We start from the raw sequence: 23,280 nt of genomic DNA on the forward strand, positions 1-23,280 counted from the left end.
AGAAGTTATAACAAATAGAGTTATTTAAGTCAATCTTCATTTAGAAACTTAACTATATCCTCAACTACTTTCTTGGCATCGCCGAATAACATAAAAGTATTATCGTGATAAAATAACTCATTTTCTATACCTGCATATCCTGAAGCCATAGAGCGTTTAATAAACAAAATAGTACGTGCTTTTTCGACATCTAGTACCGGCATACCATAAATCGGACTACTCGGGTCATTTTTAGCAACAGGATTAGTTACGTCATTTGCTCCAATTACAAGCACTACGTCGGTGGTAGCAAAATCTCTATTAATCTCTTCAAGCTCAAGCACTTTCTCATAATCTATATTAGCTTCTGCAAGTAAAACATTCATATGCCCCGGCATTCTACCTGCTACCGGATGCACGGCAAAACGTACATTAATGTCTGAACGTTCTAATATAACAACCATCTCTTTTATGATATGCTGAGACTGGGCTACTGCCATACCGTAACCTGGAACAATTATCACCGATGATGAATTAAGTAGTAAATGTGCCGCATCTTCAGGGCAGCTTGTTTTTGCTATTTTATCGTCGTCTATATCCTTGTTAATCCCGGTAGGTGCAGACAAAAACGCTCCAAAAATAACCTTGATTAATGAACGATTCATAGCCCTGCACATTATATAGCTAAGTATAGCTCCGCTACTACCGACTAATGCTCCGGTAATAATGAGTAGGCTATTGCTAAGCGTAAAGCCGATACCGGCTGTTGCAAAACCTGAATAAGAATTTAGCATTGATACTATAACAGGCATATCTGCACCGCCCACCGGTATTATTAGTAATACTCCGATTAACAGCGATAAAAAGACTATTAGATTAAATAAAAATATATTTTCTGAACGAATAAAAGATATTACTAGAATAACCAATATTATTGCCATTAATAAGCATATATATTGCTGACCGTAGAATTTTAACGGGCTACTTTTCATTAAGCCTTGTAGTTTTAGAAAAGCTATAACCGAACCGCTAAAAGTTAACGCTCCTATAGAAACTCCGAGCGATATTTCGATTAATGAATTAATCGGTAAACTTCCGGCTATTCCTATAGAAAAATTTTCAGGAGCAAGTATCGTAGCGTAAGCTACAAATAACGCAGCAAGACCAACAAAAGAGTGAAATCCGGCAACTAATTGAGGCATTGCCGTCATGGAGATTTTAAGTGCAATAATCCCTCCGATTATACCGCCTAATAATATGGTTGCTATAATGAGTAATTTATGAGTAAAATCCGGAAGGAAAAAAGTAACGCCGACTGCTATCACCATCCCCAAAATACCTATGGTACTGCCCAAACGTGCTTGTTTCTGTGAGGATAAAAACTTTAGCGACAGAATAAAACAAACAGCCGCAACTAAGTATAATAACTGGATAATTTGTAGGGACATAGGTGGATTTATTTAATAATTTGGAAACGTCATTCCTGCAAGACCTTGTTGCGTAGATATAAAAAAAGTAGCTGCGAACTAAGAAAAGTAGTAAACTGACAAAAAACTTAACCACAGGTGTGTATGTCAAAGCTACAAAAAGTTTGCAACTGGAAAGAATATAACAGAAGTTTAAAGAAAAGAGGAACAATAATTTTCACATTTTGTGAAGAATATTTAAAAGAGTTATATTATGGAGGGGACAGAGGCAAGGAGGAGCGAGAAGATATAATAGCAAGATGTATGAATATTTGCTAACAATTAAGCTGTTATTAAGATTGCCATGGCGAGCAACAAGCGGATTTACAGAAGGAATGTTTAGCAAAATATTTGCGGGTAAGGATTTAAGAATACCGGATTATGCCCATGCATCAAGAATCGCTAGTAAGCTAAAGTGTAGAAGTCAAGATTTAATCTTACAGACATTATAAAAATTATATCTGAATGTCTGATAAGTTATGACTGTCAGATGAGTATTCAAGATATAAGATTGTAATAGTTGAGATTTAATCTTACATTTAGTAAAATTAAGATAATATTAAATGGAGGATTAGAGATGAATCTAAATCAAAAAATAATAAAGCCAAAAATAGGATTACTAGAATTAGCTAGGAGTCTTGGTAGTATATCGTCAGCATATAAAGCTATGGGTTACAGTAGAGACAGTTATTATAGGTTTAAAGAGTTATATGAAACAGGAGGAGAAGAAGCATTATATGAGATTAGTCGGAAGAAGCCAATTATAGCGAATAGAGTTGATCCTGCCGTAGAGAGAGCAGTATTAGATATGGCAATAGAATACCCCGCTTATGGTCAGCTGCGAGTATCAAATGAGCTTAAAAAGACTGGTATTCTTGTATCACCTGGAGGAGTTAGATCTATTTGGCTACGTAATGATTTAAATAATATCAATAAAAGACTTAAAGCATTAGAAGCCAAAATGGCTCAGGATGGTATTGTTCTTACCGAAGCTCAGTTACAAGTATTAGAGAAACGGCGTAGCGAGAAAGAAGCTCATGGTGAGATTGATACACAGCATCCAGGTTATCTAGGATGCCAAGATGTAGAAGTCAAGATTTAATCTTACAGACATTATAAAAATTATATCTGAATGTCTGATAAGTTATGACTGTCAGATGAGTATTCAAGATATAAGATTTCGTTATTCTTTTCAACAGCTAACTTTTTACTATCCATAAAAGTCTGCATAGGTGTTTTTCCATAGCAATATTTACCGGAATGCGGTCTTTCATTATTATAATATTCTAGCCAAATATCAAGATCTAGTTGTAGATCATCAAGATCAGTATAGATCTTTTTACGCATAGCAGTATCAAAGAATTCTTGTTTCATAGTTTTATTAAAACGTTCACACATACCATTTGTTTGAGGAGAATATGCTTTAGTAGTAGTATGCTCAATACCCTCAATGCTTAAGAACAATTCAAAAGCATGATGTTCTATATTACCTTTATACTCACCACCTCTATCAGTTAAAATACGAAGTACTGGTATTTGCTGACTCTCATACCATGGTAACACTCTATCATTAAGCATGTCAGCAGCGGTAAGTGCTGTTTTATCAGTATATAGTTTAGCCTCTGCAACCCGAGTGTAACTATCAATAAACACTTGAGAATATACCTTGCCTATGCCTTTAAAATTACCTACATAATATGTGTCTTGGCATCCTAGATAACCTGGATGCTGTGTATCAATCTCACCATGAGCTTCTTTCTCGCTACGCCGTTTCTCTAATACTTGTAACTGAGCTTCGGTAAGAACAATACCATCCTGAGCCATTTTGGCTTCTAATGCTTTAAGTCTTTTATTGATATTATTTAAATCATTACGTAGCCAAATAGGTCTAACTCCTCCAGGTGATACAAGAATACCAGTCTTTTTAAGCTCATTTGATACTCGCAGCTGACCATAAGCGGGGTATTCTATTGCCATATCTAATACTGCTCTCTCTACGGCAGGATCAACTCTATTCGCTATAATTGGCTTCTTCCGACTAATCTCATATAATGCTTCTTCTCCTCCTGTTTCATATAACTCTTTAAACCTATAATAACTGTCTCTACTGTAACCCATAGCTTTATATGCTGACGATATACTACCAAGACTCCTAGCTAATTCTAGTAATCCTATTTTTGGCTTTATTATTTTTTGATTTAGATTCATCTCTAATCCTCCATTTAATATTATCTTAATTTTACTAAATGTAAGATTAAATCTCAACTATTACAATTGATACACAGCATCCAGGTTATCTAGGATGCCAAGACACATATTATGTAGGTAATTTTAAAGGCATAGGCAAGGTATATTCTCAAGTGTTTATTGATAGTTACACTCGGGTTGCAGAGGCTAAACTATATACTGATAAAACAGCACTTACCGCTGCTGACATGCTTAATGATAGAGTGTTACCATGGTATGAGAGTCAGCAAATACCAGTACTTCGTATTTTAACTGATAGAGGTGGTGAGTATAAAGGTAATATAGAACATCATGCTTTTGAATTGTTCTTAAGCATTGAGGGTATTGAGCATACTACTACTAAAGCATATTCTCCTCAAACAAATGGTATGTGTGAACGTTTTAATAAAACTATGAAACAAGAATTCTTTGATACTGCTATGCGTAAAAAGATCTATACTGATCTTGATGATCTACAACTAGATCTTGATATTTGGCTAGAATATTATAATAATGAAAGACCGCATTCCGGTAAATATTGCTATGGAAAAACACCTATGCAGACTTTTATGGATAGTAAAAAGTTAGCTGTTGAAAAGAATAACGAAATCTTATATCTTGAATACTCATCTGACAGTCATAACTTATCAGACATTCAGATATAATTTTTATAATGTCTGTAAGATTAAATCTTGACTTCTACACGTTATTCTTTTCAACAGCTAACTTTTTACTATCCATAAAAGTCTGCATAGGTGTTTTTCCATAGCAATATTTACCGGAATGCGGTCTTTCATTATTATAATATTCTAGCCAAATATCAAGATCTAGTTGTAGATCATCAAGATCAGTATAGATCTTTTTACGCATAGCAGTATCAAAGAATTCTTGTTTCATAGTTTTATTAAAACGTTCACACATACCATTTGTTTGAGGAGAATATGCTTTAGTAGTAGTATGCTCAATACCCTCAATGCTTAAGAACAATTCAAAAGCATGATGTTCTATATTACCTTTATACTCACCACCTCTATCAGTTAAAATACGAAGTACTGGTATTTGCTGACTCTCATACCATGGTAACACTCTATCATTAAGCATGTCAGCAGCGGTAAGTGCTGTTTTATCAGTATATAGTTTAGCCTCTGCAACCCGAGTGTAACTATCAATAAACACTTGAGAATATACCTTGCCTATGCCTTTAAAATTACCTACATAATATGTGTCTTGGCATCCTAGATAACCTGGATGCTGTGTATCAATCTCACCATGAGCTTCTTTCTCGCTACGCCGTTTCTCTAATACTTGTAACTGAGCTTCGGTAAGAACAATACCATCCTGAGCCATTTTGGCTTCTAATGCTTTAAGTCTTTTATTGATATTATTTAAATCATTACGTAGCCAAATAGATCTAACTCCTCCAGGTGATACAAGAATACCAGTCTTTTTAAGCTCATTTGATACTCGCAGCTGACCATAAGCGGGGTATTCTATTGCCATATCTAATACTGCTCTCTCTACGGCAGGATCAACTCTATTCGCTATAATTGGCTTCTTCCGACTAATCTCATATAATGCTTCTTCTCCTCCTGTTTCATATAACTCTTTAAACCTATAATAACTGTCTCTACTGTAGCCCATAGCTTTACATGCTGACGATATACTACCAAGACTCCTAGCTAATTCTAGTAATCCTATTTTTGGCTTTATTATTTTTTGATTTAGATTCATCTCTAATCCTCCATTTAATATTATCTTAATTTTACTAAATGTAAGATTAAATCTCAACTATTACATTTAGAATTATATAAAATTTAATCATTTTTATACTCTAAGCGCTATATTGACTTTTTTTAATCTCCGCGCAACAACGCCTTGCGAGGAGGGACATAGTCCCGACATAGCAATCTTGTCAAACATTCTGAGATTGCGGACGTACAAATTACTACGTAATTCTTCTCGCAATGACGAGAGATTTTTAAAAATTAAACCCTATACCTACGGAAACTATTAAAGGATTAAGTTTAACTTTAGAGGTCACGGTTTTAGTACCTACTAAATTCGGTTTATACTCAAGTTTAGGATTTAAGAAAAATTGTCTTACGTCAATATTGATTAAAGTATCATCTTTAGCATAAAAATCTACACCTATTTGTCCGACTAGACCGTGTCCGTTTCTAATTTTAAGACCGGTAGCTTGAGTAAGCATGTAAGAACCGTGATAACCTACACCGACATACGGTCTTATCCCGCCGTAAGGAGCTATATGAAATTGTCCGGTAACCGTTGCAGGGATCATATAAACAGGCTTGTTTTTTCCTAGTTTGACATTATCAACGCCATAATTATGAGCAACGGCTGCAAGGAATGTATATTTAGTGCGTAAAACATTAAAGCCAAGTGATAATTCAGTAGCTAAATAATTATTAAAGAATATAGTAGTGGATGCATCACCTCCATAACCGTTTTTTGCAACTTCTCCTACTGGAACAGGTTGAGGAGAGGTCTGAGTAGGTAAACCCTTTTGCTTAGCACTTGAAACAACACCTCCTAGACGCATCTTGAAAACTAAACTTCCTTCGTTTTCATAATACGGTGTACTGTCATAGTCAGGAGCAGAATCTACATCATCATACATGCTTTTAGCAAAACTATTAATACTTATGCTGGATACAAACAAAATTATCCCTAATTTTTTCACTATTCTTAACATATTAATTATAACCTTTACTTGCTTAAAATTGATTACCGTATTATTATATAAAATTTTTGTTTATATATTTATACCATTTTCATAAAAGATAGAATTCTTTTATGCTAAAAGTCAAGACATTTAAGTAAAATTATAGAAATTATTGGAGCATATTAATGAATGATGCATTAAAAACATATTTAACCGGTATAGGTTGGTTTTTACTTAGCTTAGTAAGTAGTAGTACCAATGATGTAATGTCTAAATATCTTGGGACTCGTTTACATAGCTTTGAAGTAGCTTTTTTTCGCTTCTTTTTCAGTAGCATAGTTTTACTACCTTTTGTTTTTTATTATGGTAAAAATACCTTAAAAACAAGTCGTCCTTTTGTACATATATTAAGAGGATTATTATTATTTTTCGGTACGACTTCCTGGACTTACGGTCTTACCATAGCTCCCGTTACTACCGCAACCGTTGTAAGTTTTTCTATCCCTTTATTTACTTTAATACTTGCCGTATTTTTTCTTAACGAAAATATTATTTGGCAAAGATGGGTAGTTACCGTAGTAGGATTTATAGGGTTTGTTGTTACGCTTAAACCTCATGCCGAGGATTTTAACCCTGAAATTTTGTATTTTGTATTAGCGGCTATTTCATTTGCTATGCTTGACATTATTAATAAAAAATTCGTAATAAAAGAATCGATGATCAGTATGCTATTTTATTCGGCAATAGTAACCGCTGTAGTATCATTGCCTGTTGCATCGCAATATTGGCTAACCCCTAGCGGTTTTGAATTAGCTTTATTATTTGTACTAGGTAGTAGCGGTAGTTTAATATTATTCTTCCTACTTAAAGCTTTTTCCATGGTAGATGCAACCGCTACCGCTCCTTATAGATATTTAGAGCTGGTGATTTCGGCAATAGCGGTATATTTCATATTTAGTGAGTTTCCCGATAAAAGTACACTTCATGGAGCAGTAATAATAATTCCTGCCACCTTATTTATAATATACTCCGAAAAAAAGCTATGAGTAGAAAACATGAACCGCAGTAAGCTAGTATTTTCAAGCGGTATCGCTAACACTTTTGAATGGTATGATTATGTATTATTCGGTTATTTTGCACCCATAATAGGAGCAAAATTTTTTCCGAATGATGATGCTAATACTTCTTTATTGCAAGCTTTTTTAGTATTTGCTATAGGTTATTTGGCAAGGCTGTTGGGTGGCATATTTTTTGGCGTTATTGGTGATAGATTTGGTCGCAAAGTAGCCTTAACTAGTGCGTTATTTTGCATGTCTGCCCCAACCGTATTAATAGGAATATTACCAACTTACCATACTATAGGTATAACTGCGACTATATTAATGATTTGTGTACGAATTCTACAAGGATTATCAATGGGAGGAGCTTTGACCGGTTCTATTTCCTTTGTTATTGAGCATACTAGCCCTAAACATCGTGGTTTCACCGGTAGTATCTCAATGTCTAGCATATGCTCCGGTTTATTGCTTGGTTCTTTTGTTTCTTATATCATTAAGAATATCCTAACAGCTTCACAATTTGATAGTTTTGGCTGGAGAATACCTTTTTTACTTGGTTTTTTTATTCTTTTTGCAGCATTTTATATTAAAAAAAATACACACGAAACACCGAATTTTAAAAATCTAAGAGAGCAGAAAAAGATTGTACAATCACCGTTAAAAAAAGTCATTACCAATCATTGGTTTGATATATTAATTTCGATTTTTATCAATGCTCCCGGTTCGATAATATTCTATTTAACTACAATTTACTTAGTATCGTTTTTAAAAATCAGCCGCAACTTTACTGAAAATGAAGTAAATAGCCTCGCTAGCATATTTTACGTGATTATGATAGCTGTAACTTTATTAAGCGGTTATTTATCCGATATTATAGGTCGCAGGAAAATTTTTGTAATTAACCTGTCAATAATTATTATAACAATACCATTTTTACTTAATAATTTTGAGAATGGTGATTTTACAAGCGTAATTATCTCACAATTTATACTAGCTATACTTGCCGCTAGCTATATCGGTCCTGAACCGGCATTACAAGCAGAGTTTTATCCTACAAATATACGTAACACCGCTCTGTCTATTTCATATAACGCTGCTACAAGTATTTTCGGAGGTACTACGCCTCTTGTCTTTGAATATTTAGTACAAAAAACAGGGCATGTAACCTCGGCAGTTTATTACGTCATATTAAGCTGTATTTTTGCATTGATCGCCTTATATTTTTACAAAAATAGAAGCTTAGATAAAATATGAAAAAAATTACAAAGTAAATGAATTTTCAAAATTCTTCTTGATTTAATAACAAATATGTGGCAAAAAGAGTTTAAAATAAAATTCTAAGCTACTATAGCTCAAGGGTAGAGCACTTCATTGGTAATGAAGAGGTCGGGGGTTCAATTCCCCCTAGTAGCACCACTGAAAATATATATTATGATAGACATCCTTCTTTTTGTACATATTACTATTGCAGTGTTGCTAATTATAGTTATTCTGATGCAGCGTAGCGGATCGGATGGAATTAGTAGCATAAGCGGCGGTAATAATATGGGAGTAGTTAGCGCTAAAACAGTCGGTAATTTTCTTACTAAAAGTACTATAATACTTACAACATTATTTTTAATAAACGCAATAGTACTTGCTAACCTTTCCTCAAAAAAGAAATCAGATTTAGTTTCTAAAATTAATGAAATTGAAGAAAATCAAGCAGAAAATAGTTTACCTATAGCTAAATAGTTACAGCTTTATCTTAGTAATATCTCTCATACTTGTCATTGTCTATCTTTGTTGGCATTGTTACATGGGTACCCGAACAGTCATTGCGAGGAGGCATTGTTGCGTAGACCGGTAAAACCTACTGTGTCACCTAGTTCGCTTGCTAACTAGGTCCATAAAAACAATAAAAAATACTAGACATTCCCCCGCGTAGGAGGGAATCCAGTAAAGTAAAGCTTTTAAAAAAGCTTCACTTTAAAAAACTATGTAATAAAAAATCTTTAAAATTAAAGATTTTTTAATATGGATCCTCGCTTTCATGGGGATGACATCAAGATTTTTTAAAAAAATGTCCGGTACTATAGGTCAAGACACGGGACGACAGAGGTGAAATTGATCCACGTAACAACACCTTGTGAGGAGCAAAGCAACATGGCAATCCAAAAAAATAATTAAAAAAATTCTGTAAATCAGAATTTTTTTCTTCCTTGCTTCGTTGAAATTCACAATTTCTTCTCACAATGACGAAAAAATCGTGTCATGCAACTGTAATAGTTGAGATTTAATCTTACATTTAGTAAAATTAAGATAATATTAAATGGAGGATTAGAGATGAATCTAAATCAAAAAATAATAAAGCCAAAAATAGGATTACTAGAATTAGCTAGGAGTCTTGGTAGTATATCGTCAGCATATAAAGCTATGGGTTACAGTAGAGACAGTTATTATAGGTTTAAAGAGTTATATGAAACAGGAGGAGAAGAAGCATTATATGAGATTAGTCGGAAGAAGCCAATTATAGCGAATAGAGTTGATCCTGCCGTAGAGAGAGCAGTATTAGATATGGCAATAGAATACCCCGCTTATGGTCAGCTGCGAGTATCAAATGAGCTTAAAAAGACTGGTATTCTTGTATCACCTGGAGGAGTTAGATCTATTTGGCTACGTAATGATTTAAATAATATCAATAAAAGACTTAAAGCATTAGAAGCCAAAATGGCTCAGGATGGTATTGTTCTTACCGAAGCTCAGTTACAAGTATTAGAGAAACGGCGTAGCGAGAAAGAAGCTCATGGTGAGATTGATACACAGCATCCAGGTTATCTAGGATGCCAAGACACATATTATGTAGGTAATTTTAAAGGCATAGGCAAGGTATATTCTCAAGTGTTTATTGATAGTTACACTCGGGTTGCAGAGGCTAAACTATATACTGATAAAACAGCACTTACCGCTGCTGACATGCTTAATGATAGAGTGTTACCATGGTATGAGAGTCAGCAAATACCAGTACTTCGTATTTTAACTGATAGAGGTGGTGGGTATAAAGGTAATATAGAACATCATGCTTTTGAATTGTTCTTAAGCATTGAGGGTATTGAGCATACTACTACTAAAGCATATTCTCCTCAAACAAATGGTATGTGTGAACGTTTTAATAAAACTATGAAACAAGAATTCTTTGATACTGCTATGCGTAAAAAGATCTATACTGATCTTGATGATCTACAACTAGATCTTGATATTTGGCTAGAATATTATAATAATGAAAGACCGCATTCCGGTAAATATTGCTATGGAAAAACACCTATGCAGACTTTTATGGATAGTAAAAAGTTAGCTGTTGAAAAGAATAACGAAATCTTATATCTTGAATACTCATCTGACAGTCATAACTTATCAGACATTCAGATATAATTTTTATAATGTCTGTAAGATTAAATCTTGACTTCTACAGGTGAATTTGGCAAATCGGCTACAATGTTTTTGTAACTCCTCGGATGTTGAGTTTTTAATAACTGCTGCCGTTCCTTGTCTTATAGACTCCTTGCTCTTTTCCAACTTGTGTCGAAGTATGCTCAACCACTAATAAGCTAAAATCTTATAGTGGCTGAGTAATAGCTTTACAAATTGACTTTTAGTTTAATAAGCCCTTGATGACTTTGATATTTTCTATGGGTATAATAATTATATTCAAGTAGAACATTTATATTTTTCCTACTCATAAGTATATTACTACCGATATTATATCCAAGCTTAGGTTGTTTTGGTATAATAATTGTTTCTTGTAATGTTTGCCCTTTAAAAGTCGCTTTTGCATTAACTTTTGTATTTTTATTATTGAAGTGACGCTCAATATTACCGTACAAACTTGGCGTTAATATTATATTATTTACGGTCGCTATAGGCTTAAATACTATTTTACCGCCAATACTACTTTCAAATGATTGATTTGATTTCTTTTGAATCATCAAATTTTCTATATCTACATTATATTCTTTATAGTTGCTAGCTCTTGAATAATCATATTTAAAACCGATATTAGGAATGAAATGTAAATCATATTTTGTACGATATTTATAATTTAATAAGGTTTGAAAACTTAAATTATTGTTTTGATATTTTCCAATTATATTATTAATACTTTTAGATTTATTCTTAATATAATTATGACCGTAAGATGTTATAGCTTGTAACGAGAAACCTTTAATTAGTTCTTTTAGACCGTAAATGCTTAAAAGATGACCGTTAACAGCTGTTTTTCCTAGGTTTTTATTATATTTAATTTGGGATTCTAAACGGCTATAAGCTATTCCGATAACATCATGACTATTAATGAATTCAGTATCGGCCCCGATAGTTACACCGGTTGTACGACTTTGATATTTTGGAATATTCTTCCAAGTTCCTTGTTTGTTAATGTCGTATAAGCCGCTAATCCATACCCCTCTTGCGATAGTTGGTTCTTCATCACCGGCACCTATTGCAGCAACCTTTAATCTATCACTTAAAATATTATAGTGAACAGGTTTATGGAGAGTTGAAGTTGCCTTAACTAATATTGCTACTTTCCTACTGGTGTCATCAGATACTTGTTGTCTCTGTGTCGCTTCATCTTGCTCTGCAATTGCTTCAGTTTTGAATGACAAATCGATAGCTTCATCTTCGCTTTCTAAAGCTATATCTTTTTTTGATTCTTCTCCCTCTGTTTCTTCATGTTTACGTTTTTGTTCAGCTTCTTCGTCTTCTTGACGTTTACGCTCTGCTTTTTCTTTTTGTTCAGCTTCATCTTCTGTATTTTTAAGCATTGAAACCACATCTTCTAAATATTCTGTTTCTACCTGTTTTGCTTTACGTGTTGCCTCATCTTCTGCCGCTTTGTGGTTTACTTCATCCTGTTTACGCTTCAGGTCTTCTTGACGTTTACGCTCTGCTTTTTCTTTTTGTTCAGCTTCATCTTCTGTATTTTTAAGCATTGAAACCACATCTTCTAAATATTCTGTTTCTACCTGTTTTGCTTTACGTGTTGCCTCATCTTCTGCCGCTTTGTGGTTTACTTCATCCTGTTTACGCTTCAGGTCTTCTTGACGTTTACGCTCTGCTTTTTCTTTTTGTTCAGCTTCATCTTCTGTATTTTTAAGCATTGAAACCACATCTTCTAAATATTCTGTTTCTACCTGTTTTGCTTTACGTGTTGCCTCATCTTCTGCCGCTTTGTGGTTTACTTCATCCTGTTTACGCTTCAGGTCTTCTTGACGTTTACGCTCTGCTTTTTCTTTTTGTTCAGCTTCATCTTCTGTATTTTTAAGCATTGAAACCACATCTTCTAAATATTCTGTTTCTACCTGTTTTGCTTTACGTGTTGCCTCATCTTCTGCCGCTTTGTGGTTTACTTCATCCTGTTTACGCTTCAGGTCTTCTTGACGTTTACGCTCTGCTTTTTCTTTTTGTTCAGCTTCATCTTCTGTATTTTTAAGCATTGAAACCACATCTTCTAAATATTCTGTTTCTACCTGTTTTGCTTTACGTGTTGCCTCATCTTCTGCCGCTTTGTGGTTTACTTCATCCTGTTTACGCTTCAGGTCTTCTTGACGTTTACGCTCTGCTTTTTCTTTTTGTTCAGCTTCATCTTCTGTATTTTTAAGCATTGAAACCACATCTTCTAAATATTCTGTTTCTACCTGTTTTGCTTTACGTGTTGCCTCATCTTCTGCCGCTTTGTGGTTTACTTCATCCTGTTTACGCTTCAGGTCTTCTTGACGTTTACGCTCTGCTTTTTCTTTTTGTTCAGCTTCATCTTCTGTATTTTTAAGCATTGAAACCACATCTTCTAAATATTCTGTTTCTACCTGTTTTGCTTTACGTGTTGCCTCATCTTCTGCCGCTTTGTGGTTTACTTCATCCTGTTTACGCTTCAGGTCTTCTTGACGTTTACGCTCTGCTTTTTCTTTTTGTTCAGCTTCATCTTCTGTATTTTTAAGCATTGAAACCACATCTTCTAAATATTCTGTTTCTACCTGTTTTGCTTTACGTGTTGCCTCATCTTCTGCCGCTTTGTGGTTTACTTCATCCTGTTTACGCTTCAGGTCTTCTTGACGTTTACGCTCTGCTTTTTCTTTTTGTTCAGCTTCATCTTCTGTATTTTTAAGCATTGAAACCACATCTTCTAAATATTCTGTTTCTACCTGTTTTGCTTTACGTGTTGCCTCATCTTCTGCCGCTTTGTGGTTTACTTCATCCTGTTTACGCTTCAGGTCTTCTTGACGTTTACGCTCTGCTTTTTCTTTTTGTTCAGCTTCATCTTCTGTATTTTTAAGCATTGAAACCACATCTTCTAAATATTCTGTTTCTACCTGTTTTGCTTTACGTGTTGCCTCATCTTCTGCCGCTTTGTGGTTTACTTCATCCTGTTTACGCTTCAGGTCTTCTTGACGTTTACGCTCTGCTTTTTCTTTTTGTTCAGCTTCATCTTCTGTATTTTTAAGCATTGAAACCACATCTTCTAAATATTCTGTTTCTACCTGTTTTGCTTTACGTGTTGCCTCATCTTCTGCCGCTTTGTGGTTTACTTCATCCTGTTTACGCTTCAGGTCTTCTTGACGTTTACGCTCTGCTTTTTCTTTTTGTTCAGCTTCATCTTCTGTATTTTTAAGCATTGAAACCACATCTTCTAAATATTCTGTTTCTACCTGTTTTGCTTTACGTGTTGCCTCATCTTCTGCCGCTTTGTGGTTTACTTCATCCTGTTTACGCTTCAGGTCTTCTTGACGTTTACGCTCTGCTTTTTCTTTTTGTTCAGCTTCATCTTCTGTATTTTTAAGCATTGAAACCACATCTTCTAAATATTCTGTTTCTACCTGTTTTGCTTTACGTGTTGCCTCATCTTCTGCCGCTTTGTGGTTTACTTCATCCTGTTTACGCTTCAGGTCTTCTTGACGTTTACGCTCTGCATCTTTTGCTTCAGCATCCTCTAAGTTTTTCTTAGCTTTTGCTATCTCTTCTTTAGCATCGTTTAATTCTATTTCTCTTGCTTGTATTGGTGTTATTTTTTTACCTGATTCATTATCGGAATCCTCATCATCACTATCGCTGTCAGATATGTTACCTCGTCTCTTAGCAAGCTCATAATTGCGTTCAGCAGTACTTAAGACTGTTTCAGCTTTTTTTAGCCGCTTTTGAGCCTCTAATATTTCCTCAGAAATTAGTGGACTAGATTCTGCATTATCGTGTTTATTTTCTTTCTTCTTGTTTAAGGCCTCTAAAGTTGTTTCTATTTTTTCTACTGCCTTTTTAGCATTTGTAACCATTTCATCTACGTAGTTTTGAACAAGTTGTTTTTTTTGTTTTGTAACTACACCTTCTCTCAATCTTTCAGATAATATTTGAAGTTCTTCTAGTTTTGTTCTAAATTCTGATAAGTCTGTCTTTGATGTAAATTTCCCGAATTTATTTTGTTTGCTCTTTAATGTCTTAATCTCCGCCTCTAGTGTAGTTAGTTCTGTTATTTCTTCCGGTAATAAATAATTCTGCCAATTCTCATCCATATCATCTTGATATTTTTTAGGTATTATTTTAAATGCTTGGACTGAATGTTCTATTAGCTCTTTCCCTTTTTCTTCTACTAAGGTTAGCTGAACTTCAGCTCCTTTTAAATATCCTTGGCATGCTGTTGCATTTTTTATTGTATTGTCTTTTAGGAGACTGCTCATTTCACTAAATTTTCTTGTTGCAGCGTTAACTGCTTGCTCTAATTCCTGCTTTGCTTTTGTTATTCTGTCAACATCGTTATTATTCTTATCCTGTGCATTTTGATTATCCTCTTTCCATCCTTTATTATTCTCATCTTGTGTGCTTTGATTATCATTTTGGTTATCTGGTATACCCCAAACATTCAAATTTTCTGCTGTTCCTTGCTTTCTTCTTGCTAGCTGTTCTTCTATTGTTTCTGGGGTTGTAGGTTGTCTTTGTGCAAGTGCTTTCTTTATTCCCTCTAATAAAGGATCACCTTCTGTGTTTTCTTTTAATTTTTTATTTTCTTCTTGTTTTCGCTCTCTGTCTATTTTTGTTATAAGAGCTTTTCGTATCCTTGTGTTATTAGTCAATACATCTACGATCAATCTTCGTTGTTCTGGAGTAGTGTTTTTTAAACCTTTTTCTAAAGTTTTATTTACAGTTTCATTACTTTCATTACCATCAATATATACTATAGCTTTAGTTAAATTCTTTATTAAATCTGTTTCTTTATATTTTTGTAATATTCTAGTTAAATCTTGTTCAGTTATCGCACCATCATCTTGGAGAAAAATTTTCTCTAAAATTTCATTATTTAAGCTATCTATTAGCCCTCTTACTTCTTTTTTTGAAAAGGGAACGTTTTTTAAGTTCGTGTTGATTTTATTTTCATCAAGTATAAAACCTACTAATTGATTACTTGAAATTTTATCTAACTGCTTAGATAATTCTTTCAGTTTATCTACTAATGTCGCCTTACTGTGTTCGCCTAGAATTTCAGAATTTTTATTTATAAATTTTAATTGTCCTAATATATCGCCCTGTTGACTTAAAATTTTAGGTAGTTCTTTAGATAATTTTTTTGATATGTCTGTTGATGCCGTCTTACCATACGCACCTAGCATTCCAGAATTTTTATTTATAAATTTTAATTGTCCTAATATATCGCCCTGTTGACTTAAAATTTTAGGTAGTTCTTTAGATAATTTTTTTGATATGTCTGTTGATGCCGTCTTACCATACGCACCTAGCATTCCAGAATTTTTATTTATAAATTTTAATTGTCCTAATATATCGCCCTGTTGACTTAAAATTTCTTGCTTCCTTTGTGCATCTAGTTGCTCTAATGATAAAAGACGCAATGCTGCTTCTTCTTGACCTTCATCGAAGAGCTTGCTATCTAAAAAATCTCCTGTTTGTTGGTTTGCGTTTTTTGTATTTACAAACTGAGCTATATAAGGATCTTTTATAAGCTCTTTATACTTTTCTTTTGCCTTACCTAAAATTTCATCATTTTTTTTACTAAAAAGAGTAAGAATTTTGTCTGCATCAGCGGCAAAATCTTTAAGTGTTAATTCATCGCGTATAAGAGATATTATTTTCGTTGAAAATGATGACATTAAAACTACTTGAGCAGCATCCGGATTAATTAATTTAGCGTATTTTTTACCAAATTCTCCAGTAGGGGTAGGTACTTCTAGCGATTGAGTAGGTAGTGTTTTTATTGATGAGGAAGGTTTTTTACTGCTACTAGTGCTTTTTGATGATTCTGGTTGAGTAGTTTGTCCCCCACTACCAGTATTGTTTGATGACGTTGCTTGAGATGTCCATCCCGGTGGAGGCGGTGGAGGTGGAGGTGGTGGACCGCCGGCTGCTTTCGAACCGGTGGTAAATAAATTTATTGATATACTAATAACGAAAGAGTAGGTTAACAATACTGATTTTAATTTGTCTGTTATACTCATTACTTAACCCCAATGATTATTTTTTAATATATAAACGAGGCGAATTATATAACATTTATTAATATTCATCAAGAAAAACATTATTTTTTATTAACCTATTAGTTAAATTAAAAATAATTGTTGCACCAATTAGCCGATAAGTTAGGGAAACTGAAAAAACTATACTCGGTGAATTGTAATAGTTGAGATTTAATCTTACATTTAGTAAAATTAAGATAATATTAAATGGAGGATTAGAGATGAATCTAAATCAAAAAATAATAAAGCCAAAAATAGGATTACTAGAATTAGCTAGGAGTCTTGGTAGTATATCGTCAGCATATAAAGCTATGGGTTACAGTAGAGACAGTTATTATAGGTTTAAAGAGTTATATGAAACAGGAGGAGAAGAAGCATTATATGAGATTAGTCGGAAGAAGCCAATTATAGCGAATAGAGTTGATCCTGCCGTAGAGAGAGCAGTATTAGATATGGCAATAGAATACCCCGCTTATGGTCAGCTGCGAGTATCAAATGAGCTTAAAAAGACTGGTATTCTTGTATCACCTGGAGGAGTTAGATCTATTTGGCTACGTAATGATTTAAATAATATCAATAAAAGACTTAAAGCATTAGAAGCCAAAATGGCTCAGGATGGTATTGTTCTTACCGAAGCTCAGTTACAAGTATTAGAGAAACGGCGTAGCGAGAAAGAAGCTCATGGTGAGATTGATACACAGCATCCAGGTTATCTAGGATGCCAAGACACATATTATGTAGGTAATTTTAAAGGCATAGGCAAGGTATATTCTCAAGTGTTTATTGATAGTTACACTCGGGTTGCAGAGGCTAAACTATATACTGATAAAACAGCACTTACCGCTGCTGACATGCTTAATGATAGAGTGTTACCATGGTATGAGAGTCAGCAAATACCAGTACTTCGTATTTTAACTGATAGAGGTGGTGAGTATAAAGGTAATATAGAACATCATGCTTTTGAATTGTTCTTAAGCATTGAGGGTATTGAGCATACTACTACTAAAGCATATTCTCCTCAAACAAATGGTATGTGTGAACGTTTTAATAAAACTATGAAACAAGAATTCTTTGATACTGCTATGCGTAAAAAGATCTATACTGATCTTGATGATCTACAACTAGATCTTGATATTTGGCTAGAATATTATAATAATGAAAGACCGCATTCCGGTAAATATTGCTATGGAAAAACACCTATGCAGACTTTTATGGATAGTAAAAAGTTAGCTGTTGAAAAGAATAACGAAATCTTATATCTTGAATACTCATCTGACAGTCATAACTTATCAGACATTCAGATATAATTTTTATAATGTCTGTAAGATTAAATCTTGACTTCTACAACTATAATTTGTTGATAGTTTGATTAATAATTAAGGCGTAGGATTTATAGTACCAGAAAGTTTTTACTCTATGTCATCTCCGCGTGGCATTGTTGTGCAGATCAATTTCACCCCTGTCATCCCGTGGCTTGACCACGGGATCTAGTTAAAATATTAAAATTATTAGTATTTTTTATTGTTTTTATGGACCCCGTGGCCAGGCCACGGGGTGACACAGTGGGTTTTACCGGTCTACGAAGGAATGACATTGAGCGAGTTTTGAAGGTCATGCAACAACTCCCAAAAGCTGGAATCCAGTAAAACCTAAAAAATCTTTAAAATCAAGATTTTTTAGCTTGGATCCCTGCTTTCGCAAGGATGACATAGAGGGCTTTTTAAAAATTATCCAGTACTATACATAAGATTACTCTAAGCGTAGTGATGGAACTTAATTTGTAAATAATTAAAACTTAAGTTTTGTACCTATAAGACCAACAGTACCTCGTGTTGTTTTACTAGGTGTTTCAGGGTAATATACAGGTTTACCTTTAGCTTGGAAATGAGAAATTTCAGCATATGGTAATAAACCAGGCATGATCTTATACTCAGTAGCGAGACTCACAGCATCGACGGTGTTTTTATATCTTGAAGTTTTAAGATATTCAAGACTTGTTTTTATAGGACCTTGTCCATAAGCAACTGCTCCATTGTAATAATAGGTATCACGACCGACTTTATAATATTCCTTAGTGGTTAAGCTTTTACCTAAATTACCGTAAGAAGCTCCGCAAGAGAAATTACCATAAGTATATACGGCTCCAAGATTATATGCTTTTAAATTAGAAAGCTTATAAGTATTAAGCACTTGGGTTGTAGTTCCGTCTATTTTAGTATGAACAAGACGACGAGCAGGTTTACCATACTCTCCGGTAACGGATAATTTTAAGTCTGCATCTTCGCTAATTTCATGTTCATAAGTTAAGCCGGCAGAAAAAGCATCTCTAATATTCTGATTTATAGTCATGGCTTCACCGTTTCCTAAGGAAACTATCTTTATTCCGGTTCTAGAAACACTAACTCCGTTTCTTCCTGAGCTCTCAAGCGTTAAATTATTTATATCTTTGTTACCGCCCGTATTAGCAGTATCGGGAGTATAAGAGATACCAGCTTGGAAACCTTTCATTTTAGGAGTAAAAAAGTTCGCCCTTCTAGCTTTTTCAGTTTTTTCATTCATTTGATCAAAAGAGTTCGAGTATGATTCAAGATAAAAGCTAGCACTAGTATCGAAATCCGGTTTTAAACCGTTATATCTCATATATTGACCATCAAGTAGAGCATATCTATACCATCCTCCGGTACCTGCGGTTACTTGAGAGCCGGTAACACGCAATTTAGCACTTGCGTCGACAGGAGAGCCTAATTCTACTTTACCGTAACTAGTTTCAATAAAGATATGTGATCCGTTATAACTTGCAGAGGTTTTTGCTCTTGTAGTAGGTTGGAGCACTATTTTAGCACCTGCTATTACATCATTGATAGTTTTAGAAATAGTTGCCGCAAACGCTGCTTCCGTGTAAAACCCTAGCTTTTTTCTGTTATCAGTTACATTCTTATCAAATAAAATTAAATGATCCTGTTTAATATAACCGCTTTCAAATAAATAAAATCCTTCTAATTTTATTTCAGTATCAGAATTAGAAATAACAGGTGTTGGATTTTCTTCGGCAAGACCAGCCGATGCAAGACAAATAATACCTGCAGCTAATAATAATTTTTTCACTTTAATAAAGTCCCTATAAACTTAAATAATAAAATTTACTATACAAAATAAATTTTTAGTATTAATAAATATAAATCAACTACGCTAGAATATAATAATACTTTTCACAATTGACAATAAAAAACTATTTTAATTTGTAATAATTTAATTTAAAGTATACAATGTTGTATTATTATCACTATCATTATTCAAGCAGCCTCAGACTTATAGTTCTAAAGAAAAATTTTGTATTGTAAATAATTATGAGTTATAATCATTAGTTTATTAATTAAATTAAGTTTTGATTATGGCTATAATGTCAGATAAGTGGATAAAAGAAGCTGTTATAAATCAAAGTATGATAAGACCCTTTGCGGAAAAGCAGGTAAGAGTTCATAATAAAGAAAAGATTATTTCTTACGGCTTATCTTCTTACGGCTATGATGCTAGAGTATCTAATGAATTTAAAATATTCACCAATATAAATTCTACTACGGTTGATCCAAAAAATTTCAGTGAATATAATTTAGTTGATAGAGAAGTAGATGTGTGTATTATCCCACCTAATAGTTTTGCCCTTGGCAGAACTATAGAATATTTTAAAATACCGCGTGATGTATTAGTTATTTGTGTCGGCAAGTCCACTTATGCAAGATGCGGTATAATAGTAAATGTGACTCCGTTAGAACCGGAGTGGGAAGGACATGTAACTTTAGAGTTTTCTAATACTACTCCATTACCTGCTAAAATATATGCAAATGAAGGAGCTTGTCAGTTTTTATTTTTAAGAAGTGATCAAGTTTGTGATACTTCATATGCCGATCGACAAGGAAAATATATGAAACAAATAGGCGTAACTTTACCGTTAACATAACTTTTTTATGTAAGAACCTGTTCACGATCTTAATTTTAAAGCTAATTAAAATCTTTTTAGCCGCAAATTATAAGATTTTTTTGAAATAAGAATACTATCCCTACAAAAATCTTATTAATTTTCGCTTAAAAACCTGTTTAATTATCAATCAAAATAAAATCGTGAATAGGCTCTAAAAAATTATATTAAATTTTTAATAAGGATTTTTATGAGTACAATAAACACTGATACTAATGAGGCAATGCCACATATTTCCGTTAATGCACAATATATAAAAGATTTATCTCTTGAGAACCCTTCTGCCCCGTCTTCTCTTGCGGCTTTAGAACAACGCCCTCAAATTGATTTATCTCTAGATATAAATATTACTAATTTATCGGAAGAAAATTTCTATGAAGTAGAATTAAATATCGAAGCAACTGCAAGAAATGAAAAATATAAATTATTTCAGATAGAATTAAAATATGCTGGGGTATTTAATTTAATTAATATTGATTCTGAACAACATCCGATTTTATTATCTGTTCATTGTCCAGCAATGATATTTCCATTTGCTAGAAAAATTATAGCTAGCTGCACTCAAGATGCAGGATTCCAGCCTTTAATGATTGATCCTATAGACTTTGGTGCCTTATATCATAAGAAAATGTCAGAGCATCAAAACTAAGAAAATCATTTAATTATTTAGTAAATTTCGTTTTAAACGCCATGGTTTTTAAATCACAGATAGAGCTTAATAGTAAAAATTTTATCAATTTGATTAAATATTCTTTACTTATGTTATTAATGAATGTATAAAGCACTAGATAAAAAATTAGGTCGTGCCTCCGTATTGCAGTTTAGAGTAAATAGTCTATAATCCTCAAACAGTAATAAGAGAGAATTATAGTTAAGGAGTTATGGCAAAAATAGATGTTAAGTGTAGATATTGTAACAACACAGAAGAAGTAATAAAGTCAGGATATTCAATTTCAAAACAACAGAGATATCAATGCAAGCGGTGTAATCGATATTTTTAATTGGAGTATATTAATAATGCATCTAAGCCTGGAGTTAAGGAGCAAATAGTAGAAATGTCAATCAACGGCTCTGGAGTTAGAGATACAGTAAGAGTATTAAAAGTGGGTATCAATACAGTTATCCGTGTTTTAAAAAAATCTAGTATTAAAAAACAATAAATCATTCTATCAGTACAACAGAAGTAATTATTGCTCCTGAGATAGATGAACAATGGTCTTATGTACAGAATAAATCCAGACAACGATGGCTTTGGTATGCCTTGGATAAGATTTCGTTAAAAGTAGTTGCTTATACGTTTGGTACAAGATGTGATAGCACATTAGAATCATTACTGAAAAAACTAGAGAATTTCAAGGTGACTTTTTACTATACAGATGGATGGGGGAGTTATGCTAGGTTATTAGACCCTAAAAAGCATATTATCAGTAAAAAATCACTCAACGGATAGAACGAAGTAACTTGAACCTTAGAACGAGATGCAAGAGGCTTGCACGTAAGACAATCTGCTTTTCCAAGTCATTGGATATTCATGATAAGGTTATTGGTACTCTTATTGAACGTATAGCTTTTTAATAGGCGTAACTGCAATATGGAGGCATGACCAAAAATTATAATTTAGTTTACAATAATTAACTGTAATTAAATTATAGCATAACATAAAAATTGAATTTTATGGAGAAAAATAATGAGAGTTTTGTTAATTGAAGACGAGCCGGAAATGGCTAACTTAATTGAGCTAACTTTAGCTTCAGAAGGTATAGTTTGCGATAAAGCTTCAGTTGGTGTGGAAGGTTTAAGGCTTGGTAAAGTCGGTGGTTATGATCTAGTGATTTTAGACCTTATGTTACCGGATATTAATGGTTTTGAGATATTATTAAGATTGCGTGCTGCAAAAATAAAAACCCCAATCTTAATTTTATCTAGCTTAACGGATACGGATCAAAAGATTACCGGTTTCTCTTCTGGAGCCGATGATTATTTAACCAAGCCGTTTGTAAGAGAGGAATTAATTGCTAGAATTAAAGCTATAGTTAGACGTTCTAAAGGTCATGCAGCATCAGTATTTAGGTTTGATAAGGTTAGCGTAAACCTAGATACTAGAACTGTAGAAGTTGACAGCAAAAAAGTACATTTAACGAACAAAGAATATGCTATTTTAGAGTTATTAATACTCCGAAGAGGAGCTATTTTAACTAAAGAAATGTTCTTAAATCACTTATATAGTAGTGTTGACGAACCGGAAATGAAAATTATTGACGTATTTATTTGTAAACTTCGTAAAAAGTTAAGTGATGCTGCCGGCGGTAGAGATTATATCGACACTGTATGGGGACGCGGTTATATGCTAAAAGAATATGATGAATTACAACAAAAAGAAATTTTAGCACAAGGAGCATAATTA

The 23,280-nt window shown here is 33.5% G+C and carries 15 protein-coding genes, 1 tRNA gene and 4 pseudogenes; 14 read left to right on the forward strand and 6 right to left on the reverse strand.

The window, feature by feature from the left end; translation table 11 throughout:
* Positions 1–29: 29 nt before the first annotated feature.
* Positions 30–1,427, reverse strand: coding sequence for an NAD(P)(+) transhydrogenase (Re/Si-specific) subunit beta (locus AC0ODJ_RS00620; protein WP_218460685.1), 1,398 nt, complete (start codon positions 1,425–1,427; stop codon positions 30–32).
* Between the two features lie 123 nt (positions 1,428–1,550).
* Here AC0ODJ_RS00620 and AC0ODJ_RS00625 point away from each other — a divergent pair, with 123 nt between their 5' ends.
* The 3 genes and pseudogenes from AC0ODJ_RS00625 to AC0ODJ_RS00635 form a co-directional block, all read left to right on the forward strand.
* On the forward strand, positions 1,551–1,724 hold the full coding sequence (locus AC0ODJ_RS00625) for a hypothetical protein (protein WP_474464565.1): 174 nt from the start codon (positions 1,551–1,553) through the stop codon (positions 1,722–1,724).
* Positions 1,706–1,897, forward strand: coding sequence for a hypothetical protein (locus tag AC0ODJ_RS00630; RefSeq protein WP_474464569.1), 192 nt, complete (start codon positions 1,706–1,708; stop codon positions 1,895–1,897). The genes AC0ODJ_RS00625 and AC0ODJ_RS00630 overlap by 19 nt, the downstream gene beginning before the upstream one ends.
* A 125-nt stretch (positions 1,898–2,022) precedes the next feature.
* Positions 2,023–2,529 (forward strand): annotated as a pseudogene (locus AC0ODJ_RS00635) (helix-turn-helix domain-containing protein); the annotation flags it as partial.
* 38 nt (positions 2,530–2,567) lie between these two features.
* Here the strand turns inward: AC0ODJ_RS00635 and AC0ODJ_RS00640 are convergent.
* Positions 2,568–3,653, reverse strand: a complete 1,086-nt coding sequence (locus AC0ODJ_RS00640) for an IS481 family transposase (protein WP_474465598.1) — start codon at positions 3,651–3,653, stop codon at positions 2,568–2,570.
* Positions 3,654–3,718: 65 nt separating this feature from the next.
* Between AC0ODJ_RS00640 and AC0ODJ_RS00645 the strand changes: the two are divergent.
* A pseudogene (locus AC0ODJ_RS00645) lies at positions 3,719–4,336 on the forward strand (integrase core domain-containing protein); the annotation flags it as partial.
* A 34-nt stretch (positions 4,337–4,370) separates the two neighbouring features.
* Here the strand turns inward: AC0ODJ_RS00645 and AC0ODJ_RS00650 are convergent.
* Entirely contained in the window at positions 4,371–5,402 is a 1,032-nt protein-coding gene (locus AC0ODJ_RS00650) for an IS481 family transposase (protein ID WP_474465610.1), read from the reverse strand.
* 247 nt (positions 5,403–5,649) lie between these two features.
* Positions 5,650–6,384, reverse strand: coding sequence for an OmpW family outer membrane protein (locus AC0ODJ_RS00655; protein WP_218461040.1), 735 nt, complete (start codon positions 6,382–6,384; stop codon positions 5,650–5,652).
* A gap of 155 nt (positions 6,385–6,539) precedes the next feature.
* Here AC0ODJ_RS00655 and AC0ODJ_RS00660 point away from each other — a divergent pair.
* The 5 genes and pseudogenes from AC0ODJ_RS00660 (at position 6,540) to AC0ODJ_RS00680 (ending at position 10,823) form a co-directional block, all read left to right on the forward strand.
* A pseudogene (locus AC0ODJ_RS00660) lies at positions 6,540–7,423 on the forward strand (DMT family transporter).
* Positions 7,410–8,666, forward strand: a complete 1,257-nt coding sequence (locus AC0ODJ_RS00665) for an MFS transporter (RefSeq protein WP_474464572.1) — start codon at positions 7,410–7,412, stop codon at positions 8,664–8,666. Before AC0ODJ_RS00660 ends, AC0ODJ_RS00665 begins: the two are co-directional and overlap by 14 nt.
* An 87-nt stretch (positions 8,667–8,753) precedes the next feature.
* A tRNA-Thr gene (locus AC0ODJ_RS00670) sits at positions 8,754–8,828 on the forward strand.
* A gap of 15 nt (positions 8,829–8,843) precedes the next feature.
* Positions 8,844–9,146, forward strand: coding sequence for a preprotein translocase subunit SecG (secG, locus tag AC0ODJ_RS00675; RefSeq protein ID WP_218461043.1), 303 nt, complete (start codon positions 8,844–8,846; stop codon positions 9,144–9,146).
* Between the two features lie 591 nt (positions 9,147–9,737).
* The gene (locus tag AC0ODJ_RS00680; RefSeq protein WP_474465612.1) at positions 9,738–10,823 is read left to right on the forward strand and encodes an IS481 family transposase; all 1,086 of its coding nucleotides are present in this window, start codon (positions 9,738–9,740) and stop codon (positions 10,821–10,823) included.
* A gap of 206 nt (positions 10,824–11,029) precedes the next feature.
* Here AC0ODJ_RS00680 and AC0ODJ_RS00685 read toward each other — a convergent pair whose 3' ends face one another.
* Complete coding sequence (locus tag AC0ODJ_RS00685; RefSeq protein WP_474464576.1) at positions 11,030–16,882, reverse strand: autotransporter domain-containing protein; 5,853 nt, start codon at positions 16,880–16,882, stop codon at positions 11,030–11,032.
* Positions 16,883–17,121: 239 nt separating this feature from the next.
* On the opposite strand from AC0ODJ_RS00685, the gene AC0ODJ_RS00690 reads away from it, so the two are divergent.
* A complete protein-coding gene (locus AC0ODJ_RS00690) occupies positions 17,122–18,207 on the forward strand; it encodes an IS481 family transposase (RefSeq protein ID WP_121834048.1) in 1,086 nt (361 codons plus the stop codon).
* Between the two features lie 481 nt (positions 18,208–18,688).
* Here the strand turns inward: AC0ODJ_RS00690 and AC0ODJ_RS00695 are convergent, their stop codons facing one another.
* Positions 18,689–20,005 carry a porin gene (locus tag AC0ODJ_RS00695; RefSeq protein WP_218459966.1) on the reverse strand — a complete coding sequence of 439 codons (1,317 nt, stop codon included), beginning with the start codon at positions 20,003–20,005 and terminating at the stop codon, positions 18,689–18,691.
* 286 nt (positions 20,006–20,291) lie between these two features.
* Between AC0ODJ_RS00695 and dcd the strand changes: the two genes are divergently transcribed.
* The 4 genes and pseudogenes from dcd (at position 20,292) to ctrA (ending at position 23,277) form a co-directional block, all read left to right on the forward strand.
* A complete protein-coding gene (dcd, locus tag AC0ODJ_RS00700) occupies positions 20,292–20,858 on the forward strand; it encodes a dCTP deaminase (RefSeq protein ID WP_218459965.1) in 567 nt (188 codons plus the stop codon).
* Positions 20,859–21,066: 208 nt separating this feature from the next.
* Positions 21,067–21,525: a protein-export chaperone SecB gene (gene secB / locus AC0ODJ_RS00705; RefSeq protein ID WP_011270410.1), complete on the forward strand. Its 459-nt coding sequence runs from the start codon at positions 21,067–21,069 to the stop codon at positions 21,523–21,525.
* Positions 21,526–21,757: 232 nt separating this feature from the next.
* Positions 21,758–22,451 (forward strand): annotated as a pseudogene (locus AC0ODJ_RS00710) (IS1 family transposase).
* A 112-nt stretch (positions 22,452–22,563) separates the two neighbouring features.
* A complete protein-coding gene (gene ctrA / locus AC0ODJ_RS00715; RefSeq protein WP_218460181.1) occupies positions 22,564–23,277 on the forward strand; it encodes a response regulator transcription factor CtrA in 714 nt (237 codons plus the stop codon).
* The last annotated feature ends 3 nt before the right edge of the window (positions 23,278–23,280 follow it).

This window comes from Rickettsia senegalensis, assembly GCF_056135685.1.